The following is a 16,259-nucleotide window of genomic DNA, read 5'->3' on the forward strand; positions in this document are numbered from 1 at the left end:
GATCAATAAACAGTCTGTAGGAGCGGATAACCAAGACCGAGGATTAATAAACAGTCTGTAGGAGCGGATAACCAAGACCGAGGATTAATAAACAGTCTGTAGGAGCGGATAACCAAGACCAAGGTTAAATAAACAAGCCCATGGGAGCCAATAAACAAGACTGAGGATCAAAATAAACAACTCTGAGCGATCGAACGAAGCACCTGTAAGCAAGCCCCAATATGATATGGTAAGGAGAGAGAATAGAAGTGATGGGTAAAAGGAGAAACGTAACATGGATGTCAGGCAGCTGCGTTACTTTATTGCCATTGCGGAGGAAGAGAATCTGACTGCTGCAGCGAAGCGGCTTCATATGTCCCAGCCCCCGCTCAGCCAACAGCTCGCGCAAATGGAAGAGGAGCTCGGGGTCCCCTTATTGATTCGCAAGGGAAGGAGGATGGAGCTGACCGAAGCGGGTGCGGAACTATACCGGCATGCCTTGCAGATCGTCAGGCAGATGGAGGAATCTGCTGTAAAAGTGAAGGAAGCGGGAATGGGTGTAAGAGGAAGGCTGCGCATCGGGGTAAATACATTGTCCGTGCCGGAACTGCCAGGGCTTCTGATGGACTTTCAGAGAGCCTATCCATATGTCACCTACAAAATTCAGCAAAATGAGACTACGCATCTATGCCAGTTGTTGCGAGACAGAGTGATCGATCTTGCGTTTATTCGTTTTCCGATCGATCTTTCTGATTTTTCTGTCCTGCATTATCAAACAGATACGTTCTATTATATTACCTCTAGTGAAGAAAGCCGTTTACATAGCGAACCGGTCACGCTGGAGGCCATCAGGGCTCAGCCGCTTATTTTGCCGAGCACCTCCGGCTCCGGTCTCTTTCATTATATTATGGAGCAATTTGCGAAACAGAATATCACTCCGAATGTACGCTGTGAATGCTCAGATATTCTGTTGCTGGGAGAACTGGTTGAAGCGGGCTTCGGAAGCTCGATCGTTCCCAAAAGCGTGTTTGAGTACTTGCAGAGAAATCATATTCATGCGTACGAAATAAAGGAGACCGATTTGGCAGCGAGCTACGGGATTATCTGGAACAAGGATGCCTATCTGGGGAAACCCGCCGAACATTTCATCAAAATGGTATCCGGTATGGCCCAGGAGGGAGGACCCAGTAGCCTCACTCTATAAACAGTGGAGATCCACTCTGTTTCTACAGGTTTCGTCATGATTCGACGGATTGTTCTGCCCCTCTCAATCTCTTGAGCAGAAGCTATTTTGATGGAACAAACACAGATGAGCCAACGCCTGATAATGGAAGCGCTACCAGCAATAATTTGCCTACATTTCCGTTAATATTCTGTAAACAGGCAGGAATGATCTGCTTTTTGTCGAAATACGTTTACAGTACCATCGTGTAACAGCATGATCTTTTTTGCAAGCATTCAACAGGCTGAACCTCATCGTGGAAATTCATTCAAAAGAGTTTGTTCAAAAGGCTGACCACGCTTTGCTTTTTGAATATTCTCTCAGAGAAGTGAGGGTTGCATATGACTGTGAGTACATCTACTTTCCAGTCCACTCCCCGTCGCTGGCGGGAAGTTGAAGCTCAGTTGGGTATCGCCGTGCCGCGCTCCTTGCGGTCAGACACGTCGGCTCTGCTGTTTCTGGAAGGCGTCGCTGCAACACCCATGCTGGACAAAGAAGAAGAGTTGGACTGCCTGATTCGCTATCAGCGTGACGGAGACCTGGCTGCTCGTGAGACACTCGTGCGTGCCTATCTTCGGTACGTAGTCAGCACGGCTTTGCGCCATCTTCGAAAGGGAATGCCCTTCCTGGATTTGATACAGGAAGGAACGATTGGTCTGTTTACTGCCATTGACAAATTTGACGTGGAACGCGGTGTTCGCCTTTACCATTATTCGCACTGGTGGATATCTCAGGCGATTACCCGGGCGATCAATGACAAGGGTGCATTGATTCGGATTCCTGTGCACATGCATGAGCAAATTCGGCAGTACCAAAAACAGGTGCTTCAGTTGGCCCATCTGCTCAGCCGTACGCCGGACCGACAGGAGATTGCCGCCTTGTTGGAGCTGCCTCTGGAAAAAGTGGAGGCGATTGAGTTTGCGTTGATGCTGAAAATGGAGTCGATTGATGACGAGCCGGATTCCGACAGCTTATGGGCAGAGCATGAGGATGAATACCTCAGCTATGCGGAAATTGTCGACGACCCGGAGACGTCGCTGGACGACTGGATTGAAAAGGTCGATCTTCGCTCCCAGATGCATGCCGCGCTGGAAAGGCTCAGCCCGCGCGCACAGGAGATTATCGCCATGCGCTACGGACTCTACAACGATCAGGTATACACCTTGGAAGAGGTCGGGAAGATGTTTGGCCTCACCCGCGAGCGGATTCGCCAGATCGAAGCGACGACGATTGATCGGCTGCGCAAGCAAAAAGGCTCTCGCGTCCTGAAGGATTATTTGACCTGACGAGCTTACTTAAAAAACACACTTTGCATATTCACCCCCTTGTCTGGAAGAAGGGGGTTTTTTTGCGTGTTGGTAAAAGGGGTACACTTACAAGCAGGGCTCGCTTGAGAAGTCCGGCCCTTCTTGTGGTAAACTGGTAGGAACATACTCTTCATTTCATCTATGAGAAGGAGGATCGCTTTATGAGCGATTATTTGATAAGAGCAACCGGATTTAACGGACATGTCCGCGCTTTTGCTGCTCGGACGACGAATGCCGTCGAGGAAATGCGCAGACGCCACGACATGTGGAATACGGCAGCTGCTGCTGCAGGCAGGACCTTGACCGCAACGCTGATGATGGGGGCGATGCTGAAAGGCGAGGAGCGAATTTCTGTAAAAATCAAAGGCGGAGGTCCGATCGGGCAGATCGTGGCAGAGGCCAATGCCCACGGGGAAGGAATTGCCTATGTGACGAATCCCCACGTGCACTTTGAGCTGAACGAGAAAGGGAAGCTCGACGTAGCCCGCGCGGTAGGAACAGATGGTTTTCTCAATGTGGCGAAGGACCTGGGCATGAAAGAACCATACCGCGGCAGCTCTCCGATCGTATCCGGCGAGATTGGCGAAGATTTCACCTACTATTTTGCGAGCTCAGAACAGACGCCTTCCGCGGTCGGCGTAGGGGTGCTGGTCAATCCGCAAGACCGCTCCGTACTGGCTGCGGGCGGCTTTATTCTTCAGCTGCTGCCGAACACGCCAGATGATGTGATCGCGCAAATCGAAGAGCGCTTGGGCCAAATCCCGCAAATCTCCCGGATGATCGCGGATCAGCTGTCACCTGAAGAAATTCTGGCAAAAGTGTTGGATGAGCCGAAAATTCTCAGCCGTACCGAAATTCACTTTACGTGCTCCTGCTCTCACGAAAAGGTAAAAAGCGCGTTGATCAGCCTCGGAAAAGATGAGATGGACAGCATCATTTCCGAACAGGGCGAAGCAGAGGCTCACTGCCATTTCTGCAACGAGCGATACCTATTCGAGAAGCCGGAATTGGAGGAAATTCGCAGGAACATGTAAATGGCAGCCTCATTTCTGGCACTCCGGGATAGAGAAGCAGTCGGTCCCGAGGTACAGGGGTTGGTGACTTCGTGCGTTTGCGGTCCGTCCTCTTTGTCCTGCTAACTTTGTCCTGCTTGCGCTCCGCTGTATCCGTTTTGCGGCGGTACAAGTCTCAGCTCTGTTTTTGAATCGTTTGGAAAAGCAAGGGAGGAGATGGCGTGAACAATACAAAGACGCTGTGGGGATTGATTGCCGCCCTGGTGCTGCTGCTTTTGGCAGTGAGCTGGTCGTGGTACCAGTCCGCTGCCAAGCTGCATACGGCAGCCGTGGTGGGAGATCGGACGATCAGCGAGGCCGACTGGATCGAGATGTTGAAGGAAAAGCACGGCCAGCAGGTGCTTGCTGATATGATCAATCGGGAGGCCGTCTTTCAGGAGGCGAAGCGGCTGGGAATCACGATTGATCCCAAACGAATCAGCAAAGAAATGGACCAAATCCGGGAGAGCTACGGAAGCCAGACAGACAGCGAGTTTCGCGATGCCCTGAAGCAGCAGGGAGGCACGACTCCAGAAGCTGTAGAGCAGGAAATCACCTATCAAATGCTGTTGCAGGAGCTGGCTATCCAGGATATTTCCATTTCCGACGAAGAACTGCGGACGTACTACGCCACCCACGCTGACCGCTACACCCATCCGATGAAAGTGAGATTGTGGCAAATCGTCGTCGCTTCCCGCGAGGAATCCGAGCAGGTGCTGCAGGAATTGAAAAACGGGGCCAATTTTGCCACGCTCGCCAAGGAACGCTCCATCGATCCGCTCACGGCGCCAAACGGCGGGGATGCGGGCTGGGTCTCGCTTACAGACAGCAGCCTCACCGACGAGGCCAAAACCATTCTCTCTTCTCTGGAGCTGGAGAAAAACAGCCCTCCGGTGGAGAGCGGCGGGAAATACTACATTTATCGGCTTTCGGACCGGAAAGAAGCGGAGCAGATTACATTCGAGCAGGCGAAGGAAGACATTCGCAGGGAAATGGCATTGGCACAGGTTGAATCCCTCGATGCCGTACTGGAGCGATTGCGCCAATCCGTCGGGGTGAAGAATGGGCAAATGCCCAATTGACCTGATGGGCTTTCATTGATATAATTAACCAATAAAACCTACCAATTTACTCGGTTATTAAAAGGGGGACGGAGACATGCGTGTTGCCAATTCGATTACGGATTTGATCGGTTATACACCTCTGGTAAAGCTGAACCGGGTTGTCAGCGAAGACATGGCAGACATTTACCTGAAGCTGGAGTTCTTCAATCCGGGCAGCAGTGTCAAAGACAGGATTGCACTGGCCATGATTGAGGCAGCCGAGGCAGAGGGGAAACTGAAACCGGGCGATACCATCATTGAACCTACGAGCGGAAATACCGGTATCGGCCTGGCAATGGTAGCAGCTGCCAAAGGGTATCGGGCTATTTTGGTCATGCCTGAGACGATGAGTATGGAACGGCGCAATCTGCTCCGGGCGTATGGAGCTGAGCTGGTACTGACGCCTGGCGCAGAAGGAATGGGCGGAGCGATCCGAAAAGCGGAGGAGCTGGTTAAGGAGAACCCTTCCTATTTTATTCCGCAGCAGTTTAAAAATCCGGCCAATCCAAAGGTTCACCGTGAGACGACGGGACAAGAGCTGCTGGAGCAGGGCAAAGAGATTGGCGGCATCGACGCATTTATCTCCGGTGTCGGGACCGGTGGTACGATTACGGGCGTAGGTCAAGTGCTGCGCGAGAATTTTCCGGGCGTGCAGATCATCGCAGTCGAGCCGGCAGCTTCCCCTGTTCTCTCTGGAGGCAAGCCAGGTCCTCACAAGATTCAAGGAATCGGTGCCGGTTTTGTCCCCGATACGCTGGATACCGAGATTTACGACGAGATTATCAAGGTCGAAAACGAAGAAGCCTTTGAAACGGCCCGCAATGTAGCCCGCAACGAAGGAATTCTCGGCGGCATTTCTTCGGGAGCTGCCATTTATGCTGCGTTCAAGGTGGCCCAAAGGCTGGGCAAGGGGAAAAAGGTAGTAGTCGTCATTCCGAGCAACGGAGAACGCTACCTCTCCACTCCGCTGTATCAATTCGAAGAATAAGGACATCACAAAATGGCAAACAGAACGTCGGCTTCGGCCGGCGTCTTTTTTATGTACCGAAAAGGCTCTGTTTGGAAACAGTGGGGCGGGCTTTCCCGTGCAAAGTGACGACGGCAACCGCAGCCTAGAAGCAAGCCGTTTGGCAACAAACAGGAGCCAAGGACATTGGCAACAACAAACAGCTAAGGACATTGGCAACAAACAGCTAAGGACAAGGGCAGCGGTTATGATATGCTAGTGCTAGATGTTTTTAGTATGCATACCGGAGTGTGAACCTTGTGATCGTGCCTTCCTTTTCCGATCTGACCCAATATGCAGCTTCTTATCCTTACGTCCCGTTAGCAAAGCGTGTGGCATGGCCGGACAGCCTGGACCCCTGGGACCTTCTGCAAGCTCTGCAGCCGTCCTTGGAGGGGGCTGTACTCCTGGAAAGCGGCCGTGCAGGACGCTACACCTATCTCGCCTGTCAGCCGATCGCAACAGTCAGCAGCAGGAACAACTATACGGTGGTTGCTTATGCGGACGAGCGGACTGAGGCTCTCGAGGGAGAAAATCCGTTGGATGCGCTGCGGCGCTTTTTGGCCCGCTACCGGACACCGGCCATCCCGGACTTTCCCGACTTTTACGGAGGAGCAGTCGGCTACCTCAGCTACGAGATGAACCGCTTTTTTGAACCGGGCCTGCCGCAGATTGCCCTGGACGACTTACAGCTGCCCGATCTGTATGTTATGATAATGCAAGACGTTTTTGTCTTTGATCATGCGACACGTGAATGCTTTTGTCTGACGCATTTGCCCTCCGGTTCATTGACGGAAGATTCGTACCACGCTGCGCGGATTCGGCTGGAACGGCTGGCCGAGGAGCTGGATCGCGTTGCCTTGGCGGAAAAAGGCGAGGACGGCAGCGATTGGGATGCCTTGCGAAAACGCCCTCTGGAGTCCAAGGAACCTGTGCAGGTATCGTTTGCCCAGGAGCAGTTTGAGGAAGCGGTACGCCGGGTCCAGTCCTACATTTCGGCTGGCGACGTCTTTCAGGTGAACCTCTCTGTACGCCAGAGCAAGCCGATGCAAGTGTCGGCCCCGGAAGTGTACGATGTCCTTCGCAAGCTGAACCCGTCCCCTTACATGGGCTACCTCCATTTTCCCGAATTTCAGCTGGTCAGCGCCTCGCCGGAGCTGCTCATCAAGGCGAAGGGCGGAAAGGTCAGCACGCGCCCGATCGCCGGGACAAGACCCCGCGGGAAAAATGAGGCAGAGGACAACGCGCTCGTGCAAGAGCTGGTCGAAAACGAGAAGGAGAGGGCCGAGCACGTCATGCTGGTCGACCTGGAGCGAAACGATCTCGGGCGGGTCAGCCGCTATGGCAGCGTGCACGTCAGCGAGTTCATGGTCGTGGAAAAATACTCGCATGTCATGCATATCGTCTCTCACGTGGAAGGGGAGCTGGCGGAGGACAAGGATGCCTTTGACGCTGTGGCAGCCGCTTTTCCGGGCGGGACAATCACAGGAGCGCCCAAAGTCAGGACGATGGAAATCATCGAGGAGCTGGAGCCCGTCAAACGCGGCGTCTACACCGGTTCCATCGGCTGGTTTGGCTTTCACGGTGACGTGGAGACCAACATCGCGATCCGTACGATGGTCGTCAAGGACGGTATGGCGCATGTACAGGCAGGTGCAGGGATCGTCATTGATTCCAAGCCGCAAGCGGAGTATCTCGAGTCGCTGAAAAAGGCGGAAGCGTTGTGGAAGGCTTTGGAGTTGAGCGAGAACAGAAAGAAGAGTCGAGAGGAGAAGAGCGTATGATTCTGATGATTGACAATTACGATTCCTTTACGTACAACCTGGTGCAATATGTAGGCGAGCTGGGGCAGGAGTTGCAGGTCCGCCGCAATGACAAAATCACGCTGGAAGAAATCGAACAGCTGGCCCCCGACTATTTGATGATTTCCCCCGGGCCTTGCACGCCCAACGAAGCGGGCATCAGCATGGAGGCGATTCGCCATTTCGCCGGGAAAATTCCGATCCTGGGCGTATGCCTGGGCCATCAGTCGATTGGTCAGGTGTTCGGAGGCAAGGTGCTTCGCGCGGAACGTCTGATGCACGGCAAGACGTCAGAGGTGTTCCACGACGGCAAGACGATCTTTGCCGGCATTCCGTCGCCGTTTACTGCTGCGCGATACCATTCGCTGATCGTGGAGGAAGCGACGCTGCCTCCCGAGCTCGAAGTGACCGCGAGAACGGCAGAAGGGGAAATCATGGCCCTGCGCCATCGCGAATATCCGATCGAGGGCGTGCAATTCCACCCGGAGTCGATCATTACCCAACACGGCAAGAAGCTGCTGCAAAACTTCCTGACAGCATACGCAAAGGAACCTGTGAAATAGAGTACAACAACACGATAGTCCAAGACTGCTCGTAAATTGCGAGCGGTCTTTTTTGTTTCTTTACAGAACATACAAACAGTTTTACGCATTCTTAATCATGCTTTCACAGTAACTAGACGAACGGCTTGTACAATCGGGAGGTGAGTAAAGAGACAAAGGAGCGAACGCGAATGGACGTGAACCGTCGACAATTTTTGACCTATCTGGGTGCAGGTACGGCAGCCCTTGCCTCTCTGGCTACAGGCATTCCTGCATTGGCTGCAGGGCAATCGATCTCCGGGAAAACGGCTGATCATCTGTTTGGGCTGGAAGACAAGAAGCACAAGTTCAATCCGAAATTCAAGCCGATTGAGCCATCCACCAAGGACGATGTTGTGCTGCCTAGCGGGTACAAGTATGATGTGATCGCAGTCTACGGAGACAGGATCAATCAGAACGGGGATACATTCGGGTTCAATGCTGATTTCACCTGCTTCCTGCCGATCGACGGCAGCGCCGATCACGGCCTCCTCTGGGTCAATCATGAATACTTGGGCGAGCTGGAGTACTACGTTACCGGCTACGATGTGCTGAATGCCGATCCGAAGCAAAACAAGCGCACCGCAGAGCAAGTCCAGAAGTATCTGTACGCACTGGGCGGCTCGGTCGTGGAGGTAAAACGCGAGGGCGGCAGATGGAAGCTGGTTCCAGACTCCAAATACGGCCGCCGTGTGAGCGGGCTGACCAAGCATGAATTGACGGGCCCCGCCGCTTCCCTTGCCAAAGAAGTAATCGGTACCTTCGCCAACTGCTCCGGCGGAGTGACCTTGTGGAACACGATATTGTCCTGCGAAGAAAACTTCCAGGATGTCGTCGACGATTGCAGACTGAAGGATAATCGCCACTATGGCTGGGTTGTCGAGGTCGATCCTTTTGATCCCGCATCGACACCGAAGAAGCACACGGCCCTGGGACGGTTCTCTCATGAAAATACAGCGATGGTCATCGCTCCTACCGGACAGCTTGTCGTGTACATGGGCGATGACGCCAACGACCAGTACGTCTACAAGTACGTTTCCAAAGGAAAGTTCAATCCAAGCGACGGCAAACAAAACTCCAAGCTGCTGGAGGAAGGCACGTTGTATGTAGCCAACTTCGGCAAAGGAAAGTGGATCGCACTTGATTTCGCCTCCAACGAAGCGCTGCAAAAAGCGACCGACAGTGACGGCAAAGCGTTGTTTGCCTCTCAGGCGGATGTGCTCGTGAATTGCCGCGAAGCTGCAAAAGCAGTGGGAGCGACTCCGATGGATCGCCCGGAGGACGTAGAAGTGCATCCAATCGACGGCAGTGTCTTTATCGCCATGACGAACAACTCCAAGCACGGAAATTTCTACGGCCAAATTGTCCGCCTGTTTGAAAAAGACGGCAACCATGCCGGTCTGGACTTCACCTTTGAAATCTTTGCCGCCGGCGGACCGCAAAGCGGATTTGCTGCTCCAGACAACATGGCGTTCGACAGCGCAGGCAACCTGTGGGTTGTGACGGACATTTCTTCCTCGTCCATGAACAGCGGCATTTACAAATCGTTTGGCAACAACGGCATCTTCTTTATCCCGACAACCGGGGCAAACAAAGGAGAAGTGGCACAATTTGCTTCTGCGCCAGTAGGAGCGGAAATGACCGGACCGTGGTTTACTCCGGATGAAACGACCCTGTTCCTGTCCGTCCAGCATCCTGGTGAAAACCTGAAATCCTACGATCAGCCGACCAGCCACTGGCCAAAAGGCGGCAATGCTGTCGCCATGCCGGGTGTTATCGCTGTTACCGGCTTCTAAAAAAGGGAGTGTAGCCAGCCATGTTGTCCAGCATCGGTATTCCCGGGCTTATCCTCATTTTGATCATTGCCCTCGTCATCTTCGGTCCGAGCAAGCTTCCTGAGATCGGGAGAGCCTTTGGGCGCACCCTGACCGAATTCAAGTCGGCTGCCAAAGATCTGACCAAGGACGAGGACGACGAGAAAAAGCAGAAGGACAAGGATACGCCTGACAAGGCAGTCGTCCTTGCCGGCAAAAACGGTGAAGAATCCTTGAATCGAGTTAACTAAACCATCTGCAGGGAGAAGGGTGGTGTGCCGCGCGCGCACTGCCCTTTGCCGCTGCCCGGCAGGATATATTGAGAAAACCCGGTCGTTTTAAGCCGCATTGTGCCATTTTTACCGGGCTTTGTGTACTTTTTCACGAGGAGGAGGAGTGAGCCATGGGGCGAGCCATGCCGTTTCTCGAACACCTGACCGATCTGCGCCGCCGACTGATCATCGTTCTGGCTTCCTTTGTCATCAGTCTCGTGACGTGCTTTTTGTTCGTAGATCACATCTATCATTTTTTGGCGAGCCGTTCGGAGGAAAAGCTGGCGATTCTCGGTCCCAACGACATTTTGTCTATCTACATCAAGCTTTCCGCGGTCGGAGCGATTGCTATCACCATCCCGATCATCGCTTATCAAGCCTGGCGTTTTGTCGTGCCGGCACTGACCGAGCAGGAGCGCAAAGTAGCCTTGCTGTATATACCGGCGCTCTTTTTCCTGTTTTTGATCGGGCTCGGCTTTGCCTACTTCGTATTGTTTCCCTTGATGTATCAATTTGTGCTCGGATTGTCCAACGGCAATTTCGATCTCGTCATCACGGCGAATGACTACTTTACATTCATGCTCAATATTTGCGTTCCGTTTGGACTTTTGTTCGAGCTGCCTGTAATCGTGCTGTTTCTCAGCCATCTGGGCATTCTCAATCCGCACCGGCTGGCCAAGCTGCGAAAGCCGGCGTATTTTCTCCTTTCGGTCATTTCCATCACGATTACACCTCCTGATCTGGTCTCCGATGTGCTGGTGATCGTCCCTTTGATCGCTCTGTACGAAATGTCGATCACCATCTCCCGTTTCATCCACCGCAAACGGCTGGAGGAGACCGCGCAGATCGGCTGAGAAATATGGTATGATGCTCTCCAAGAAGGATAGCGGGAGAGAATGCCATGTACGTGTATGTGAATGGACAGATCGTCCCTGCCGAGCAGGCGGCGGTGTCTGTTTTGGACCATGGATTTTTGTACGGGATCGGCTTGTTTGAGACTGTGCGTGTCTATCAGGAACGGCTGTTTCTGTGGGATCAACACTTCGCCCGGTTATCCGCCGGGCTTTTGGCGTTGCACATAAGGAATGCGTGGAGCTCCGCAGAGCTGGAGGCGGCCATCCTGCAAACAGCCAAAGCGAACGGCCTTGCGGATGCATACGTGCGGATCAGCATAACGGGAGGCAACGAGGGTGTAGGACTGGTGACGGAAGGATATGCTCGTCCGTCCCTGTTTATTTTTGCAAAAAGCGTTCCGCCGATCGCGCTGCCCCCTCGTCCGAAGCGGCTGCAAGTATTGTCGATTCCCCGCCAGACAGCGGAAGGCCCGGTTCGCTTCAAGTCGCACAATTACTTGAACAATGCCCTGGCCCGTCTGGAGGTCGGGAACCAAACCGACGTCGAAGGCCTATTTTTGACCCATGACGGCTATCTGGCCGAAGGGATCGTGAGCAATCTTTTCTGGATTCGAGACGGCAGCATGTTTACGCCCGCAGTCGAAACGGGCATACTGGACGGGGTCACGAGGAGGCACGTGCTGAATCTGGCCCAAAAGCTGGACATCCCTGTGCAAGAGGGCTTTTATCGGCTGGAGGAGCTGGAGAGTGCCAGCGAGGCGTTTGTGACGAATTCCATCCAGGAGATCGTTCCGGTATCAGAGGTGAATGGAAAGGTACTTCCTGCCGCTTATGGAAGCTATACGCAGGCGCTGCACCTGGCGTACCGTGAGTCTGTAGCGTGTGGTGGGTAATTATGGTATGCTATCAGACAACATGTCAACGAGAGATTCAAGACGCGAAAGGAAGCAAGGCTCATGATTCATAATCCATTCGTGATTCACGCTCAAAACCGCATGGAAGTAGAAGAAGAGCTCGCCTGCCAAGGAGTCAAGCCTGCCGACAGGGAGCGTTTTGCCGATGCGGGAGAGCCATTGCAGATTCATGTCGAGAGGCTTGCTTTTGAAGAGGCGGCATTGCTGCGAAAAGAGATGCAGCTTCTCGGCGGAGACGCTGTCATGCACGACAATCCGGCTCTTCCCGATTTAACCGACCTATATATGAAGGGTACATACGGACAGTGGCAGGCATTGCTCGAACGCATCCCGGATCAGACAGACGGACTGCGGGTAGCGGCTGCGGAAGTGCGGGAGCTGCTCGCGATGCGTCGCCAGCTTCGGCAAAGAAAAGCCATTCACTGCAAAAGCCATGTGCTGCCGCTCGGACAAAAGACGCTCGTCATGGGGATTTTAAATGTCACGCCTGACTCCTTTTCCGATGGCGGCCGCTATACGGACATCGAGCGGGCGATAGCCCAGGCGCGTGCCCTGGTAGAAGCAGGCGCGGACATCATTGATATCGGCGGAGAATCGACCCGTCCGGGATCGGCTCCCGTAGAGCTGGCCGAGGAGCTGGACAGGGTGATTCCGGTTGTGCGTGCGTTGGTCGAGGAGCTTTCCGTGCCGTTGTCGGTCGATACGTACAAGTCCGAGGTAGCCGAACAGGCGATTCGTGCCGGCGCCCATATCATCAATGACGTCTGGGGAGCCAAAAAAGACAGAAGAATCGCAGAAGTGGCCGCCCAGCATGAGGTGCCGATTATTCTCATGCACAACCGCGAGGATACCGCCTACACCCACTTTTTCAGCGATATGGTCAGAGATTTGCGTAAGTCCGTCGCGATTGCCAGGGAAGCGGGGGTCCGTGACGAGATGATCATTCTCGATCCGGGCATCGGCTTTGCCAAATCGCTGGAGCAAAATCTCGAGGCGATGCGCCGATTGGATGACCTGGTGGCGCTTGGCTATCCGGTCCTGCTGGGAACATCGCGCAAATCGATGATCGGGCGCGTCCTGGATCTGCCGGTGGAGGAGCGCCTCGAAGGGACTGCCGCCACGGTAGCTTTAGGCGTAGCGAAGGGCTGCCAGATTGTTCGTGTCCACGACGTCAAGGAAATGAAGCGAGTGACCGCCATGATGGACGCGATGTTGAAAGGGGGCGGCCTAATTGGATAAAATTTATTTTAATGGAATGGCGTTCTACGGTTATCATGGAGTGTTTGAAGCCGAGGCCAAGCTGGGGCAGCGATTTTATGTCGATCTGGAACTGTCTATGGATTTGTCTCGGGCAGGAGCAAGCGACGACCTAAACGATACCGTGAATTACGCCGATGTATTTCATTGTGTGCAACAAATAGTAGAAAAAGAGCGTTACAACCTGGTGGAGGCATTGACCGCGCGGATTGCGGATCGATTGCTGCAGGCGTTTCCGTTTTCAGAAGTAAAAGTCAGGGTGACAAAGCCTGATCCTCCGATCAACGGCCACTATGATTCCGTTGCCATCGAGATGAGCCGCAAAAGAGAGGGTAGTGCCTAATGACGGTGCGTGCGTACTTGGCGCTCGGCTCCAACATGGGCGATCGGGCGGATAATTTGCGACAAGCAGTTGAAAAGCTGCACGGACGAGAAGGGATTTCGGTCGTCCGCATTTCACCTGTATACGAAACCGCTCCGGTCGGCTTTGTCGATCAGGAGGCGTTTCTGAATATGGCTGTTGCTGTAGAAACGGATCTGACTCCGGAGAAGCTGCTGGAGAGTGCACTGGCAGTCGAACAGGAGTTGGGACGTGTGCGAACGATTCGTTGGGGGCCACGGACCATTGACATCGATGTGCTGTTGTACGGAGACACAGCGCTGGATCAGGAGCATTTGACCATCCCTCATCCTGCAATGACAGAGCGGGCTTTCGTGCTCGTTCCTTTGCGCGACGTCTTGGAGGGTGGCTTGCTGCCTGTATTTAACCGGCCTTTAGACGATTTCCTCAGGTTGTTGCCGCAAGATGACAAGGGGGTACAAAAATGGGGAACAATCGTCTGGGAAACCGGATCCGGTCATTCCGCAAACTGAAAGGCTTGACACAGCAGTCGCTGGCAGAAAAGATGGGCGTCTCGCTCTCTTTTGTCGGATCGCTGGAAAGAGGAACGCGAATGCCGACCGAGCCTGTGCTGCGGAAGATCGCCAGCACTTTACAGGTTGATTATGAGGAATTATGTGCTATAAATAATAAATAACTTTTTTCTTGGGGCTTAGCCTCTCCATCCACTCGTCGGGCCGTGGTGTGTGTATGACTCCCTGCGGAACTGCGGGAAAAGGAGGTTGAATGATAAATGAAAATCGGAAACATTGAGTTGAAAAACAACGTCGTTCTTGCTCCGATGGCAGGGGTATGCAACCCTGCATTTCGTTTGATTGCAAAGGAGTTTGGCACAGGTCTCGTTTGCGCTGAAATGGTAAGCGACAAAGCGATCGTGCACGGAAACAAGAAGACGATGGATATGCTGTTTGTCGATGAGCGCGAAAAACCGCTAAGCCTGCAGATTTTTGGCGGCGACAAGGAAACGCTCGTAGCGGCGGCGAAACATGTCGATCAATATACAAACGCCGATATCATTGATATCAACATGGGGTGCCCGGTTCCGAAAATCGTCAGCTGCGATGCCGGTGCAAGGCTCCTGCTGGACCCGAATAAAATCTACGAAGTGGTTTCCGCTGTAGTGGATGCCGTAGAGAAGCCGGTTACCGTCAAAATGCGGCTTGGCTGGGACGAGGAGCACATGTACGCGATTGAAAACGCCCAGGCGATAGAACGTGCAGGGGCCAAGGCCGTTGCCGTTCACGGACGCACCCGTGTTCAAATGTACAAGGGGAAAGCGGATTGGGATTGGATTCGCCGCGTCAAGGAAGCGGTCTCCATTCCGGTCATCGGGAACGGTGACGTGGCTTCGCCGGAAGACGCTCGCCGCATGCTGGATACAACCGGCTGCGATGGCGTAATGATCGGTCGTGCAGCTTTGGGCAATCCGTGGATGCTGTACCGGACCGTCCAGTATCTCACCCGGGGAGAATTGCTGCCTGAGCCGACTCCGCGTGAAAAGATGGAGATTTGCATGCTGCATGCCGAGCGGCTGATCGCATTGAAAGGGCCGCGAGTAGGCGTGCTGGAAATGCGCAAACACGCCGCCTGGTACCTCAAAGGCTTAAAGGGTTCTACCCATACGAAAAACCTGATCAACGCTGTCGAGACAGAAGAAGAGCTTCGCCGCGTCCTGACGGAGTATGTGGAATGGGTCGAAAACCATGCAGACGATGTGGATGAAGAAGCAGCTCTGCCCCAGGAAGAAGCAGTGAGCTACTAACGGTATCCTAAACATTGACAAGGGTTCCTTCATATCCTATAATACGTCGTATTATCGGGACGTAAGCTGCCAGTTCACTCTGGCAGCTTTCCCTATGACAATTGGAGTCGACAGCTTGGCATTCACGTTCTGCCTGTATATTGTATAGAGCATCTACATATAATCCTTTGTACTTTACCCAGTGCGAAAGGAATTATTTTAAACGGGGGAATTGAACCATGTCGGAAAAAGAAGTGATTCTCACACCAGAAGGTTTGGCAAAACTCGAACAAGAGCTTGAAGATTTGAAAACGGTTAAACGCAAGGAAGTTGCAGCACGGATTAAAGAAGCGATCAGCTATGGAGATATTAGCGAGAACTCCGAGTACGAAGAGGCGAAGAACGAGCAGGCATTCATCGAAGGGCGTATTCTTACCCTGGAAAAGATGCTGCGCAACGCTCGCATCATTACGAACGAAGACGTGGACACCGGCGTCGTAAGCGTAGGATCGACAGTGAAGCTGAAAGATCTGGAGTTCGGGGACATTGTGATGTACACGATCGTAGGGTCGGCTGAGTCCGATCCGATGAACAACAAGATCTCCAACGAATCTCCGGTAGGTCAGGCGTTGCTCGGAAAAGCAAAAGGATCCATTGTCGACGTGCAAGTTCCGGCAGGCGTTATCCAGTACGAAATTCTCGATATTAACTTGTAATCGGCTGAAACAAGGCGTACCTTGATAAAAGGGTACGCCGTATCGCTATTTATCCAGCCGCCCAAATCGTCACCAAGGTATGGTAAGGAGTGAATGAGGCTATGAATAACGAGCAAGACCAACAGCAGCAAGAACAGCAACAGGAAAGTCTTCATGAGTTGCTGCAAGTGCGCCATGACAAAATGAATCAGCTTCGAGAATGGGGCCTTGACCCATTTGGGAAGAAGTTTGAACAGAAA

At 53.1% G+C, this 16,259-nt stretch carries 18 protein-coding genes (1 of these 18 only partly in view); all 18 read left to right on the forward strand.

What is annotated here, in order from left to right; all coding sequences use genetic code 11:
* The first annotated feature begins 274 nt into the window (after positions 1-274).
* The gene (locus NSQ24_RS01625; RefSeq protein WP_024984117.1) at positions 275-1,183 is read left to right on the forward strand and encodes a LysR family transcriptional regulator; all 909 of its coding nucleotides are present in this window, start codon (positions 275-277) and stop codon (positions 1,181-1,183) included.
* Between the two features lie 359 nt (positions 1,184-1,542).
* On the forward strand, positions 1,543-2,487 hold the full coding sequence (locus NSQ24_RS01630) for a sigma-70 family RNA polymerase sigma factor (RefSeq protein WP_031933451.1): 945 nt from the start codon (positions 1,543-1,545) through the stop codon (positions 2,485-2,487).
* Positions 2,488-2,669: 182 nt separating this feature from the next.
* A complete protein-coding gene (gene hslO / locus NSQ24_RS01635; protein ID WP_003390331.1) occupies positions 2,670-3,542 on the forward strand; it encodes an Hsp33 family molecular chaperone HslO in 873 nt (290 codons plus the stop codon).
* A 200-nt stretch (positions 3,543-3,742) separates the two neighbouring features.
* Positions 3,743-4,642, forward strand: a complete 900-nt coding sequence (locus NSQ24_RS01640; protein WP_003390332.1) for a peptidyl-prolyl cis-trans isomerase — start codon at positions 3,743-3,745, stop codon at positions 4,640-4,642.
* Positions 4,643-4,718: 76 nt separating this feature from the next.
* Entirely contained in the window at positions 4,719-5,651 is a 933-nt protein-coding gene (cysK, locus tag NSQ24_RS01645; protein WP_003390334.1) for a cysteine synthase A, read from the forward strand.
* 281 nt (positions 5,652-5,932) lie between these two features.
* Positions 5,933-7,453 (forward strand): anthranilate synthase component I family protein, encoded by a 1,521-nt coding sequence (locus NSQ24_RS01650; RefSeq protein ID WP_031933452.1) that lies wholly within the window; start codon positions 5,933-5,935, stop codon positions 7,451-7,453.
* Positions 7,450-8,034, forward strand: a complete 585-nt coding sequence (gene pabA, locus NSQ24_RS01655; RefSeq protein ID WP_003390336.1) for an aminodeoxychorismate/anthranilate synthase component II — start codon at positions 7,450-7,452, stop codon at positions 8,032-8,034. The genes NSQ24_RS01650 and pabA overlap by 4 nt, the downstream gene beginning before the upstream one ends.
* A gap of 170 nt (positions 8,035-8,204) precedes the next feature.
* A complete protein-coding gene (locus NSQ24_RS01660; protein WP_035979683.1) occupies positions 8,205-9,848 on the forward strand; it encodes a PhoX family phosphatase in 1,644 nt (547 codons plus the stop codon).
* Between the two features lie 20 nt (positions 9,849-9,868).
* A complete protein-coding gene (tatA, locus tag NSQ24_RS01665) occupies positions 9,869-10,117 on the forward strand; it encodes a twin-arginine translocase TatA/TatE family subunit (protein ID WP_003390338.1) in 249 nt (82 codons plus the stop codon).
* Positions 10,118-10,269: 152 nt separating this feature from the next.
* A complete protein-coding gene (gene tatC / locus NSQ24_RS01670; protein ID WP_339167132.1) occupies positions 10,270-10,992 on the forward strand; it encodes a twin-arginine translocase subunit TatC in 723 nt (240 codons plus the stop codon).
* A 47-nt stretch (positions 10,993-11,039) separates the two neighbouring features.
* Entirely contained in the window at positions 11,040-11,885 is an 846-nt protein-coding gene (pabC, locus tag NSQ24_RS01675; RefSeq protein ID WP_122957697.1) for an aminodeoxychorismate lyase, read from the forward strand.
* Positions 11,886-11,948: 63 nt separating this feature from the next.
* Positions 11,949-13,145, forward strand: a complete 1,197-nt coding sequence (gene folP / locus NSQ24_RS01680; protein ID WP_174768866.1) for a dihydropteroate synthase — start codon at positions 11,949-11,951, stop codon at positions 13,143-13,145.
* Positions 13,138-13,506: a dihydroneopterin aldolase gene (gene folB, locus NSQ24_RS01685; RefSeq protein ID WP_003390343.1), complete on the forward strand. Its 369-nt coding sequence runs from the start codon at positions 13,138-13,140 to the stop codon at positions 13,504-13,506. Before folP ends, folB begins: the two co-directional genes overlap by 8 nt.
* Complete coding sequence (gene folK / locus NSQ24_RS01690) at positions 13,506-14,036, forward strand: 2-amino-4-hydroxy-6-hydroxymethyldihydropteridine diphosphokinase (RefSeq protein ID WP_003390344.1); 531 nt, start codon at positions 13,506-13,508, stop codon at positions 14,034-14,036. Before folB ends, folK begins: the two co-directional genes overlap by 1 nt.
* Positions 13,988-14,200 carry a helix-turn-helix transcriptional regulator gene (locus NSQ24_RS01695; RefSeq protein WP_003390345.1) on the forward strand — a complete coding sequence of 71 codons (213 nt, stop codon included), beginning with the start codon at positions 13,988-13,990 and terminating at the stop codon, positions 14,198-14,200. The genes folK and NSQ24_RS01695 overlap by 49 nt, the downstream gene beginning before the upstream one ends.
* A 96-nt stretch (positions 14,201-14,296) precedes the next feature.
* On the forward strand, positions 14,297-15,325 hold the full coding sequence (dusB, locus tag NSQ24_RS01700) for a tRNA dihydrouridine synthase DusB (protein ID WP_003390346.1): 1,029 nt from the start codon (positions 14,297-14,299) through the stop codon (positions 15,323-15,325).
* 218 nt (positions 15,326-15,543) lie between these two features.
* Positions 15,544-16,020 carry a transcription elongation factor GreA gene (gene greA, locus NSQ24_RS01705; RefSeq protein ID WP_003390347.1) on the forward strand — a complete coding sequence of 159 codons (477 nt, stop codon included), beginning with the start codon at positions 15,544-15,546 and terminating at the stop codon, positions 16,018-16,020.
* 101 nt (positions 16,021-16,121) lie between these two features.
* Positions 16,122-16,259: the beginning of a lysine--tRNA ligase gene (gene lysS, locus NSQ24_RS01710; protein ID WP_003390348.1), read on the forward strand. Its footprint extends 1,383 nt past the window's final position; the window shows 138 of its 1,521 coding nt (coding positions 1-138); it begins with the start codon at positions 16,122-16,124; the stop codon falls past the right edge of the window.

The organism is Brevibacillus sp. FSL L8-0520, from assembly GCF_037963895.1.
Lineage (GTDB): Bacteria > Bacillota > Bacilli > Brevibacillales > Brevibacillaceae > Brevibacillus > Brevibacillus borstelensis.